This is a genomic window from Dysgonomonas sp. 521 (genome assembly GCF_010501055.1).
In the GTDB taxonomy this organism is placed as follows: Bacteria; Bacteroidota; Bacteroidia; order Bacteroidales; family Dysgonomonadaceae; genus Dysgonomonas.
This window is the reverse complement of the sequence record NZ_QVMO01000002.1, coordinates 110,204-122,606: the sequence shown is the minus strand read 5'-3', so window position 1 is coordinate 122,606 and position 12,403 is coordinate 110,204. Positions and strand designations below refer to the sequence as shown.

Here is a 12,403-nt window from a genome sequence, read left to right as displayed (position 1 = left end):
TTAATCTTGATTTAATTGATAAGCGAAACGGCATTCGGACAAACTATCCCCATTGTTGTAATCCAGTAATAATGTTGCAGCCCGGTAAGTAACTCCGCCTGTTTTCATTATCGTAGAATCAGTGACACTGATACGGACTTTCGTCTCTCCCGGTACCGGCTTGAAATACTTACAATCGGCTGTACGCATCCAAAGGTTACCTGCTTTTTCCCTGTCTATATCATCTAAAGAGAAAAGGAGTATCTGCGCCAACTGCCCTGTTGTAAGTATAATATCACAGAAGGTTAAACATGGCTGATATGCACGGCCTAATCCTCCGAAAGAGGGAGACAGTTCTCCATTCAGTAATTCAATATCGGCTTCTATAAACGAATCCTTTTTATCAACCATTACATTGGTTATTTTATGTACCGGAACTTTATAGCCGATAGAGTGGAACGAGGGAATTTGTGGGCTGCTTGCTTTTAGCATGTTATTGAAAGAAATACACGGCTTACCGACACAAGACGACATACAAGCCCTTTCTCGGCATAAATCGTAATTTATTGCCAGACGGACCATAGCCTTACTGATTTTTATTTCAAAAAGGCAATCGATCCGGCCATTTTTTTCATTCTGCGATAATTTTGTGCATTTGCAAGCTAGCTGGCTGCATTCTTCAATAGCACCCTGGCTGACCTTAGTGACAAAATTATTGACCCAAACCCGTTCTATACAATCTTCTCTGAGATTATCAACTATATTCAAATGGTATTCTACCATTCGCGCAGCTATAACATACAATTCTAATGAACCGATATGGGGCTTCCGTTTCTCTCCGCTTTTTTCCGACCAGGTATCCGGCCAATCCAAATCAAGATTTCCCACTAACGAATTGTTATATATTGCTAAATCAGTAAACTCATATTTTATTTTCTTATAGCTTGAACTGAAATACCTTTTTTTATTGGATCCTAAAAATGATTCCGCAGAATCAAATACAATTTTATCAATTATTGTTGTATTCATGTTTAGTAAATTAATTTGTTAAATTTATATGTAGTTTATGATGCTTACAGGAAGCATAGTTGGTTAATTATCAACCGGTAAAGTTTGTGATTACACTTTGGTTTAATTTAGTCAATAACAGAACCCTTATACTAAATCAATATGATATATGGCAGATTGTGAGCCTGACATATAGCCGCATAATGTATCAATACAGGATATTGGTCTATTTGATTTTGTTATAAAGAAACAAAAATAGACAGGCTATACTGTACAAATAACAAGAAAGAAGAATAAGATTTCAGATCAATATGGGGGAATATAAATATCAATCCGAATGAAGGAAGAGTGTTTATATAGAAAAAGCACCCATTCTATTAGGGTGCTATAAATGTTAATGAATTTTGATTTAAAAATTAAATACGAAATCCCTTATTTATCTGAGATTGGTTTTTTGCTGAAACAGAATCAACATTTTGCTTATTTCCAACAGCTTGAGATGAACTATTCTCCGGCTCCATATTTTTGTCCTTAGAAGATAATGTCAAATTAATCTGCCTGTTCAGTGAATCCAACTGCGATTTGAGTTCCTTTAATTCAGGCTCTTTCTTAAAAGTAGTTGTCATTACTTCTTTCAATATAGGCAAATCCTTTTCCAGCTTTTGATTATCCGATTGGTATTTCTCAATTAAGACAGGTATTCTATCCAATGCTTTCAGGAAGTTGGTCGATGCCAGTATCGGATCGGTTGCAATATGTCCGTTATTGTAAGAATATTTGATACTACCCTCTCCCTCGATAAAGAAGCGGTTGTCTTTAAACATCGAACCTTCCTTCTGGCTTTCTTCCGTTTTGACAAGGATTTTAAAACCATATAGTTCCCCGATTTTGAAGTATTCACCATTAGTGCGAGCATTATTGGCAAGCTGATTGAGTTTATCACCTATTACTTTCGGGTCATTGGTGCCCAGATTATCCAGTTTTATCGGATTGAGTTTATTACCTTCCTTATCCACCTGTACCTTATCATTAAAATGTTGCAGGTCTTTCGTCATTCTGGCAACCATCTCACCGTTACTATCTACAGTACGGGTAATATCTTCAAATTTATAAATAGCAGAAGACTTACTCCGGTTAAAAGCCTGCCGTTCGCTTTCCAAAGAAGCTATCTTCTTTTCCAGTTTGGCTTTCTCCAACAAGTCGGTATTACCTGATAGTATAGCTACATACTCCGAAAAGTTCATGCCTGAACCTTCATCCAGGCTTCCTTCATCAATGGTACGGGTAGCCATATTGTTTGTCTTTAGCTGATTGATAAACAACTGTTTGTTTTGGAGCAGATTAAATTTGTAACTGTCCAATGATTTTTCTACTGCATAAATCAATACATCCACTTTATTATCGGCATACAGTTTAGCTATTTCATTACCTTTACGAATTGCCCGACCATCCCGTTGTGACAGGTCTGAGGGCCGCCAGGGTGTATCCAAATGATGGATGCAGACGGCTCTCCTCTGGGCATTTACGCCTGTCCCCAACATACTTGTGGAACCGAACAATACGCGTATTCGCCCTGCATTCATAGCTTCTATCATAGCTTTTCGTGCATTATCCGTCTTGGCTTCCTGTATAAAGCGTATCTCATGGGCAGGGATTTTATGATCTTCTATTAATTTTCTCTTTATCTCCGAGTATGGATTCCACTCGTTCGGTTTGTATGTTCCCAAATCAGAGAAAACAAACTGTGTCCCTTTTTGAAAGTCGTATTTATTGTAGTATTCGGCTATCTTAGCGGCACAGTGCGATGCTTTATTATCCACATGATCACCGTATGCCTGATCTATCATCCGCATATCGAGCGACATCTTCCGTGCATAGTCCGTTGCTATCAACATCTTGGCTTTTTCTTCACTTGGGGATAAGGGCTGTCTGCCCAATATGGTCGCATCTCCGGTTTCAGCAAATCGCATCAGTTTTTCTATAAAGATTTGTTGTTGTGGTGTCGGAGGAATATTATAGAGTATCTCATTCTTTTCCGGTCTGTCTATTCCTATGTCCTTAGCTGTACGAAAATCAGTTATCTCTGAATAGAAAGACGCCAGTTCCGGTACTTTGATAAAATAGCGGAAGCGTTCTTTCATCACAATCTGGTTGGTAACTGAAAATTCGTAATCGGCAGTTTTTTTTGCAAAGACAGCCGCCCAGGCATCAAAAGAATTGATGCCCTGCTTTTCCAGTTCCTTTGGACGCAGGTATTTGAATAAAAGATATAGCTCCGTTAATGAATTACTGATAGTTGTCCCTGATAGAAATGTTGCACCTAAATCTTTATCCCGTCTTTCCTGTATGGTACGAATAGCAAACAGCATATTCATAGCCCGTTGGCTTCCTTCAGGATTTCCTAAGCCTGCCACACGATCGTGTCGAGTGGTAAAGGCAAGGTTCTTAAACTGATGACTCTCGTCTACAAACAAATGGTCTATACCCATCATCTTAAAGTCTACTACATCATCAGTTCTATTTTTAATAGTATCTGCCAGATTACTAAGTTTTACTTCAAGATTGTTCTTGCGTATTTCCAAACCTTTCAGCATCATTTTGGATATTTCCTTGCCCTGACTACGCAGTACATTGAGGTTCTCTTCCACTGAATCAAGTTCCGCCTGAAATATCTGTTGCTGCATTTCGGGGGATTGAGGTATCTTACCAAACTGGTCATGAGTTAGAATAACGGCATCCCAGCTATTGTTCTTTATCTCATTGAAAATCTTTGTTCTTTTCTGTGGTGTAAAGTCTTCTTTGCCGGGATATAGTATCTTCGCATTGGGATAGGCTGTTTTAAATGTGGCTGCAATTTCATGTACATTGGCTTTGAGTCCGATAATCATCGGTTTATTGGCTTGTCCCAATCGCTTCATTTCATAAGCAGCACAACACATTATCAGCGTCTTACCTGCCCCCACCTCATGATCTCCAATGCCCCCGCCATTCTGTTTGAGCATCCAGATACAATCTTTTTGGGATTGGTATAAATCGGGAATACCCAAGCCCCTCAAATCCAGTCCGGGAAAGGTCTGGTGTGAACCGTCATACTGAGGACGGACGAAACAGTTGAACTTGCGGTTATATTTTTCTGCCAGTTTTTCTTTAAACTCAGGTGATTGTCCGTCCAACCAATCGGAAAAGCCATTACGGATTTCATCAATTTTGGTATTCGCCATTTGTATGGCTTGTCCGTCAGGTACTTTTACATCCTTCTTTTTCCCTTCATCATCCAATACTTCTATAGTTTTGGTAATATTGGGAGTTGTATTGAGAAGCGCGTGTTTGAGAAGATGAATACCTGTATATAGCTTACTTTCGCCTTGTACAGCAAACTTCTCATTGATAATCATATTGCTTTTATCCGCTTTGACAGTAAAGTCATCACGGGAAGCATAATAGTCTATCTTTACATCTGTTTCAAAAAGTTTCGTTATATAATCCTCATACACAGGCGTACCAATCCACCTTTCTCCGAAATTGAAATCCAACTCTTCATATCGGATAGGTTGCGGAGTGGCTTCCTGCAAAGATTTTAAAGATACTTGTGAGGGTATATCATCAGGGTGGTTTTGCAAATAGCGTTCGATGGCTTCGGCTTTTTCTACTACATTACCTGCAATAAAGCGGTCTTTGACTTCGTAATTCTGAATTAATGGATTGAAGTAGATACGTCCCTGCAATTCGGATATGATTTCGTTCCGGTCCTTATCATCCATTAAGGACTGCATATACTCCAGCCGGACTTCGCCATACTTATTTAAAGAGGCTATTAAGGCTTCATCGGAAGTACCGACGACAGAGATTTCATTGGGATTGAACGCCACAGGCATGGAGAAAATATCTGCTTTTTGCAGGTTGCCGTCCACACTTCTTTCCAGAGAGAGTATCTCCCGACCTCCGGCATCCATTTTTATTACATCAAGATTTTTCTTGTCATTGAGGTTGCCGTATCTACGGACAAAGTTGTCGTAACAAATATTCAGGTTTCCTCGAAGTGATGCGTGTTCAGTCAGATGTTTGGCTTCGTAATTGTATAGCATATGGTAGGTATCCCGAATCTCAATATATCTGCTGATTTTAGAACGCTGTTCAAAAGATATATCCAAGGCCTGAAACTCGGCTTCATCCCGGTAACGTTCTTTCAGAAAACCGACTTGTCCGTTATCTTCGGCTAATGAGCCTCTTTTGAGAAATTCTTTGAGTTCGCCTGAATAGGGGCGTGGCTCGAATGCTTTTCTGCGTTCCTCCTGTCGTTGCTCTTCCCGAAGCTTTTCTTTTTGTTCGGCCAGTCGGGCATCTTCAATGGGATAAAGCCCCTCCTTGCCTCCCCCTGGGGGATTTAGGGGGCTGTCTTGAGAGAACATACTTAATTGTACAGGCTTACCTTTCGGAACCGTTTCTTTTTTCTTTCCCCGAACGGGCTTTATTTGTGTCCGTTCTTCCTGTGTAAAACCGAACAAGTCGTATAAACTCATTACAGGTTCAGAAACATTGACTTCTAATGCCTGATAGCTTGTCTTCTCTTTTACCTCTGGCATTTGATTCTGTCGATCTGACGATTCTTGTTGGATAGGCTGAGAAATATTGACTTGTGACTTTTCTTGTTTTTGAATGGTGGAATGCTGATTATATAGGTCCAGATTGAAGTTAGATTCCAAATCGCTTTTCAACATCTGCCTCATATAATCAGCCATCTTATCAATACCACCTTCATACAAGAATACCTGTGCAGGTTTACCGTAAGGGTCAGTACCAATAGACGATTTGTTCTGTACCACCCGGCCGTGATTGTAGAAATAATCGCTATTGTAGATGCCAGTCTCTTCTGATTGGGAACTTTGGATAAACAGATCTTCTCCGAAATTCAATTTTTCTTTTACTGTATTCTTCTGTAATACAATCAAATCGCTGCCAACTTCCGTTCCTGCGTAATCGGTAAAAAGGTTATTAGGCAAACGGATCGCTGATACCAGATTTGTATTTTCCATCAGCCATTGACGTACAGGTTCGTTATTCGGGGAATTCATTACTCCCTGAGAGGTAATAAATGCCATAATACCGCCTTCCCGCAATGATTCTACTCCTTTTACAAAGAAATAATTGTGTATAGCCTTAGTAGAATCACGATGTAAAGCATCCTTTTTCATAAAAGCAGCATCGAAAACACTAATATCCCCGAATGGAATATTGGAAGAAACAACATCAAAATAGTTATTATACCTGCTTTCAATGGTTTCAAAACCTTCGATTTTTACTTTATCATCCGGAGATAGGTATTTTAATATTTTCCCGGTCAGTAAATCTTTTTCGAAAGAGATCATTTCATTCTTTTTGTCGGCAATCTGAAGAAAGGCATTGGCAAATTCTCCCGTACCCGCTGACGGGTCCAGTATACGGGAAGGCATGATGCCGCAATCATGCATAGTCTCTGCAATAACATTAACAACTTCCGGAGGCGTATAAAAGGCTGTTAGAACAGAATTTTTTATACTTCCGAAATAGCGTTTATACTCGCTCTCATTTTCCGTATTATTTCTAATTGTACGGTGCAATTCGGCGACCAAAGGAAAAAGCTCTAGTTCTGATTTCGCCCAATGAGCAGTATCAGTCAAAGAGTTAGCAGGATTGAGGACACATTTAAGCCCTCCAAATCCTGCATATTGCTTCAAAATAGATTGTTCTTCTTTTGTTGGTTTCCGATCTTCTTTATCAAGGAGGAATATTAATTGTATTGCTTCGATATTTGCTTTTAAATGAGCCTTTTTACTAAAGCTCATTCTCCTCCAGCCATAAGCTGATGAATCCGGTTAGTTCGGTATAGAGTTTATCATATTCTTTTGATGACTCAAATTCATCGGACAGGATGTATTTGGAAAATACACTATCACTTTCCGGTAGAATACGCTCTGCAAATTCTTTTGCTTTATTTTGCGGTATGATATCCGAAAATTCATTCCACAAAACATTAACCAGGGTATCATACTTTGAAAAAAGCAAATCTTTAAATAACACATGATTAGCCAGTTCTTCCGCAACCAAATGGGTTTCCCCTTCTTTGATGGCATTGGAATAAGCTTCTGCGGCAGCATCCGCACGCAACCGGACAAAATCTGTATCCGAAACTAATTGGGGATGACTTTCTTTGAGATAAGAAAGTAAAGATAGTCCATAGTAGGACAGTTCATTGTTTTGATTCTTTTTCATTTTGTTGGATTTTAGTGGTTCGACAAACTTATAAAATATTTTTCTATTTTTGTGATGTTGAAATTGAATTTATAGAAGTTTTTATAAACATAAGAGTCTAAAATATTATTAGTGGTAGCTATTAATTCTTGCATCTGAAAACTGGTAATTTTTAAATGTGTACAAGATTAATAAGTTTACTGCTCACGTTATGACGTGGGCCTAACTTATTTGTACACAAGGCATACCAGTGCCCCAGATGCGAATAATGTTGGAGCCCACGTTTTCGTTATAACTTATGAAAAAATCTTCTTTCGATTTAAGTACACATTTTCAATATATTATTGAAAATATCGCATTAATATTGGATACACCCAAAGATGAGCTTGTTATTTTCCTCTCTTCCCATAACATAATTTTTTCTGTTAAAAAGGATTCAATGGGAACGGTTTTTGATATTCCGACCGAATCCGGAACATTGAGTTTTATACTGACAACAGAAAAATGTTATGAATTGTTGATATATCCCTGCTCACTGTCAGTTATAGATGCCATAATAAAAATGTGCGACAAGTATTTTGACAGAACAATAGAAAACAGATGGGTAACAAACAATAATGAGGTCGAAATTGATAAAGTAGGAATAAACGCTCTATGCTTTTTCTTCCGGTTCAGGGCCGTAGTCTAAAACAGGAAAGCTCCGCCGTATCCCTACTGCGGAGCCACCACTAAATCCAATTTCAGAAAGTAGAAAAACTTAATGAAAAAGAATTTGTGGTAAAAGTACATACTTTTCTCCGTATTTATTAATTTCTTTTTTTCTTTTCAGAAAATTTGTACTTGATGTTAAACACATCGTCCATCTCCAACGATGCATCGAACTGTTTTCCGGCTTTACTCTTAAAACCTTTGATTATTCCTGTTTTACCTTTGGTAAGCAGTTCTTTCATCTGTCCGTCAGTCAGGTCTTTGCCCGACTTATTCCGGAACATAATCAAACCACAATCTTCGTCCTGACATTTGGCTACCTTCTGATAGAATACCACCTGACTGCTTTTGCATTTGGGACAAGGGCAACTTTCACGTTGGTTGCCGCCACCTTCGATTTTAGCTCCCAATAGTTCAGTGGTAATCTGTGCGGCATATACTTCAATACCCCTATGGAATGTATCGGCATCCATTTCGCCTTTTTCGATTTTACTCAAGGCATTTTCCCATTCGCCCGTCATGGAAATATCTGCAATCTTTTTATCCTTAACTGCCAGATAGACGACTAATCCTTTGTTAGTGGGAACAAGTGATTTCTTTTCGCGTACAATATACTCCCGAGAAAATAGCGTTTCGATAATGGCGGCACGGGTGGCAGGGGTTCCGATACCAGATTCTTTGATTGCTTCGCGCTCGGCTTCATCAGTAAGTTCTTTACCACAGGTTTCCATAGAAGACAATAAACTGCTCTCCGTGTGTAACGGGCGGGGCTTGGTTTGTTTTTCTAATAAATCCGTTCCGTTAATGGGGAGTATGTCGCTATTAGATAAAGATGGAAGAGCCGGAGCTTCATCGTCTCCTTTTTCTTCATCGGATGCGTTCAATACCGCTCGCCAACCGGGGATAAGAATTACACTACCCTTAACCGAAAACGCAACGCCTGAAGCATCTAAAGAAACAGTTGTATTCTCTTTAGTACATTTTTCTGAAAAGGCTTCCAGCACACGAGCTACAATCATGTCATATATGATACGTTGGTCAGCTGAAATATCTTTCGGCATATTTTCTGTAATAATCAGGGCATGGTGATCTGTTACTTTCTTATCGTTTACCGAGCGCCTGTTCAGGCTTGTCCCTGACAATGTTTTTGCATAACTGCCGAATGGAGCGTAACCGGATAGCTGACCGATAAGGGCGGGTATCTCGGCAAAAACATCATCGGAAATATAACGGCTTCCTGTTCTTGGATAAGAAATTAGTTTCGCTTCATAAAGTGATTGGGCCACCGACAGGGTTTTATCTGCTGAAAAACCATGGCGGCTGTTCGCTTCTTTCTGTAAGGCGGTCAGGTCGTAGAGCAATGGTGGTTCCTGATTGGCTTCTTTCCTTTCGCTGCTTATCACGTTTACGGATTCGGCGGAGCGGACACGGTTTAATATTTCATCTGCTTCCTGCTTGGAGCCAAATCGTTCTGTGGAAATAATAGCGAACTGCATTGCGTCTTTTGCCGTATGAAGTTTTACCTGAAAATAGGTTTGCGGTCTAAAATCTTTATTTTCAAGGTATCGGCTACAAATCATTGAGAGTGTGGGTGTTTGCACTCTGCCTAACGACCAAACCCCGTGTCCGGCTGATATTGATAAAGCGTTTGAGGCATTAATCCCGATGACCCAATCTGCCTGGCTCCGGGCTTTTGCCGAAGCGTACAGGTTGTCGTATCCTTTTCCCGGACGCAGGTTCTCCAATCCTTTACGGATAGCCTGATCCGTAAGTGAACTTATCCAAAGACGGTCGAAAGGCTTGGTACATTCCAGATAATTATATATGTAGCGGAAAATCAAACACCCTTCGCGCCCCGCATCACAACAATTAATAATGAGGTCGCATTTATTAAACAACTCTCTGATAACTTTAAGTTGCTTCATCACTCCCGGATCGGGTTTGTATTCCTTGCCGTCTTTGACCTGACGGGGCAGCAACTTAAATTCTGACGGAAGTATCGGCAGGTTTTCAGCCTGAAATCCTGTGATGCCATAATCCTGCGGCATAGCCAATCCTATGAGGTGGCCGAATGCCCATGTAACGGCATACCCGTTACCTTCTAAATAACCGTCCTTGCGGTTATTTGCACCAACGATAGCCGCTATATCACGGGCTACGCTGGGTTTTTCAGCAATCAAAACTTTCATTTATTATTGGATTTTAGTGGTGTTTTTACTAATCTTATCTCCTGATCCCTTTAGGCTTCTGGGCAACTTCTTTCTTTTCTTGTTTCTCCTGCTGTTTTTCTGAAGGTTGAGTTTGCCCTTTCTGAAGAGGTTCTTCGTTTTTCTTAGTCGCTTCATTGGTTTTTCCTTCGGAATTGACCGCAACTTGCGTTTTACTTGCATTGTCCGGAGTAACTTGCTTGGCTTTATCCGGATTCCATTTAAAGAAATCCAGTTTCCCTTTCTCTGCATTCACTTTGATATAAGCGTTAAAGGACTCTCCGGCTTTATCTTTCATGCCACTTACATAAATTGTTTGACCCTCTTTCAGTTTTTCCTGCTGATCTTTAGCCAATTCAACTCCCAATAATTTAGACGGAATACGGAATTGTGACGCATCATTTTTCTGTTGCTGTGGTTGTTGTTGCGATTTTTCTAATTTATTGGCATTATCAAAACGAAATTCCAGCCCCCGCCTGTCAGCATTAATCTGTACGAGAGCATTAAAGTCTTTGCCATTCTTAGAGGTCATACCGTCCAGATATACGGCTTTTCCTTCTGTCAAATCTTTCTTTTGTTGTTCATTAAGAGTTACTCCCTTGATTTCATTGGGAATTTTAATCTTGTCGGCACGGACGGCAACCAATTCGTTTGTCATCTTATCTATAGAAACAAAGGCTTTCATCTTTTCACCTTTTACGGGTTCTATCTCTATCAATCGTCCTGCATTACCCGTTTGCCGGAGGTTTTGCTTATCATCTTCCGTTAATCGCGTGCCATAAACATAGCCATCCAATTGTGGCTCTTTACGAACGGCATGGACAACCAGATTTAGTTTTCCTTCGGGCGTTTCCCGAAGAGAGAGACGGGCATCTGTACGGATTGTCGTATCACCGATCTCTGCTTTGATAGGTAGTAGCATGGGAGTTTTCTGCCAGTTAAGCATTTTATCCAAAGAGTTTTTGTCGATTATGTCTTTAGTTACACCTAACTTCTCAAATTGTGACCAGTCAATACGGGATTCATCGATTGCCTGATAGGGCTTCTTGGCAAATGCTTCAGGTAACACCCTGTGTTGGTCCAGCATCTCTTTATTGGATGGGTTATCCGGGTTTTTCAGCATTTCCTGTAATGCGAGGACTGTCGATTCGATAGCGGCTAACGGAACTTTGAAAAAATGAAAATGGGTAGGCTCTTTACATTGGCGTAAAAAATTAGACATAAAGTTTTCCAAAGCATCACCTTGTTTGTCAATTTTCAGGAAATCGGGCTCATTCTTTTGGTCGGGTTTAGCGGTCTTGGGTGTACCGTCTTCGTTCATTCCTGTAACGACGTTCAGCTTGTTACTGTCCTTTTCGGATACCAAAAGGACATCCTGGTCTTTTAAATTCTCATTCATACTTATTTGGATTTAGTGGTGAAATATTCAAGATAAATGTAAGGAGAGTTTTTTGTTTTTATCTCAAATCTAAATGCACTGGCATCATTTGGCAGTAATTGGCAGTGATACATGATTTGGTTTCTTTGCACTCCAATTATTATACCGTACATACGGTATAATATTAAGCGTAAATTTAAAACCAAAGAATCATGAAAAAAGAAGGAAAATCTTATTTACTTTTATCGTTATTAGAAAAAGAAACATTCGTTGAAAAAGAGGTAAAAGATGCTTACCTCGATTTTATTACGAGTTTAAATGTTGCCGTTGGGCAAACTTGTCCGGAATCCGTATACTGCAAACTTAGCTATATCCGTATAGATCTCATATCTATGATGGATATTGTTGATAAAGAAGACATTTTAAGAATATCTTATATCAACAAGGCAATCTCAGCCATAGATGTTAACCTTCAATTGGCCACATGGCGGATAAATTCTTCTGCTATGACATCCAAAACAATACCTGTCAGGAATATAATATTAAAATGGACCGGAAAGGTTGTTGACCTTGTTGAATTAAGCTATTCTTTGGTTGAGTCCGGGTGCGTTAACAATGGAAATATTAACATCAAAGATTTTACTTACCTGTTGTCAACGTTCTTCAATTTCGAAATAAAAGATTGTTTTAATGTGTACAGGGAGATAAGGAAACGAAAATTCAACCGGACTGCATTTCTTGATGAACTCAAAATTTCTTTGCTTGCCAGAATGGATAATGCAGACAACGGTATATATAAAAAGAAGTAGCAATATCGAAACAATTATACTAAACAGACTGTTTATGTTAAGATGAATGCATTTTTCACTGTAAAATGATGCATTATATCTAAAAA

The 12,403-nt window shown here is 39.4% G+C and carries 7 protein-coding genes; 2 read left to right on the top strand and 5 right to left on the bottom strand.

The features are described from left to right. The 3 genes from D0T84_RS01510 to D0T84_RS01500 all read right to left on the bottom strand — a co-directional run bounded on the left by D0T84_RS01510 (position 1) and on the right by D0T84_RS01500 (position 7,236). The gene (locus tag D0T84_RS01510; protein ID WP_163305196.1) at positions 1–1,008 is read right to left on the bottom strand and encodes an AvrD family protein; all 1,008 of its coding nucleotides are present in this window, start codon (positions 1,006–1,008) and stop codon (positions 1–3) included. Positions 1,009–1,403: 395 nt separating this feature from the next. Then, positions 1,404–6,809: a helicase-related protein gene (locus tag D0T84_RS01505; protein WP_163305194.1), complete on the bottom strand. Its 5,406-nt coding sequence runs from the start codon at positions 6,807–6,809 to the stop codon at positions 1,404–1,406. Continuing rightward, positions 6,799–7,236 carry a DUF1896 domain-containing protein gene (locus tag D0T84_RS01500; RefSeq protein ID WP_163305192.1) on the bottom strand — a complete coding sequence of 146 codons (438 nt, stop codon included), beginning with the start codon at positions 7,234–7,236 and terminating at the stop codon, positions 6,799–6,801. The genes D0T84_RS01505 and D0T84_RS01500 overlap by 11 nt, the downstream gene beginning before the upstream one ends. Before the next feature lie 418 nt (positions 7,237–7,654). On the opposite strand from D0T84_RS01500, the gene D0T84_RS01495 reads away from it, so the two are divergent. Continuing rightward, a complete protein-coding gene (locus D0T84_RS01495; protein WP_163305190.1) occupies positions 7,655–7,903 on the top strand; it encodes a hypothetical protein in 249 nt (82 codons plus the stop codon). 118 nt (positions 7,904–8,021) lie between these two features. On the opposite strand, the gene topB is transcribed toward D0T84_RS01495, so the two are convergent. Further along, complete coding sequence (gene topB, locus D0T84_RS01490) at positions 8,022–10,112, bottom strand: type IA DNA topoisomerase (protein ID WP_163305188.1); 2,091 nt, start codon at positions 10,110–10,112, stop codon at positions 8,022–8,024. A 34-nt stretch (positions 10,113–10,146) separates the two neighbouring features. Then, on the bottom strand, positions 10,147–11,529 hold the full coding sequence (locus D0T84_RS01485) for a DUF3945 domain-containing protein (RefSeq protein WP_163305186.1): 1,383 nt from the start codon (positions 11,527–11,529) through the stop codon (positions 10,147–10,149). Between the two features lie 191 nt (positions 11,530–11,720). On the opposite strand from D0T84_RS01485, the gene D0T84_RS01480 reads away from it, so the two are divergent. Beyond that, a complete protein-coding gene (locus D0T84_RS01480) occupies positions 11,721–12,317 on the top strand; it encodes an RteC domain-containing protein (RefSeq protein WP_163305184.1) in 597 nt (198 codons plus the stop codon). The last annotated feature ends 86 nt before the right edge of the window (positions 12,318–12,403 follow it).

Coding starts and splice junctions, on each gene's coding strand:
- D0T84_RS01495 (WP_163305190.1), top strand. CDS start 7,655: ATGGGAACGGTTTTTGATATTCCGACCGAATCCGGAACATTGAGTTTT.
- D0T84_RS01510 (WP_163305196.1), bottom strand. CDS start 1,008: ATGAATACAACAATAATTGATAAAATTGTATTTGATTCTGCGGAATCA.
- D0T84_RS01500 (WP_163305192.1), bottom strand. CDS start 7,236: ATGAAAAAGAATCAAAACAATGAACTGTCCTACTATGGACTATCTTTA.
- D0T84_RS01480 (WP_163305184.1), top strand. CDS start 11,721: ATGAAAAAAGAAGGAAAATCTTATTTACTTTTATCGTTATTAGAAAAA.
- topB (WP_163305188.1), bottom strand. CDS start 10,112: ATGAAAGTTTTGATTGCTGAAAAACCCAGCGTAGCCCGTGATATAGCG.
- D0T84_RS01485 (WP_163305186.1), bottom strand. CDS start 11,529: ATGAATGAGAATTTAAAAGACCAGGATGTCCTTTTGGTATCCGAAAAG.
- D0T84_RS01505 (WP_163305194.1), bottom strand. CDS start 6,809: ATGAGCTTTAGTAAAAAGGCTCATTTAAAAGCAAATATCGAAGCAATA.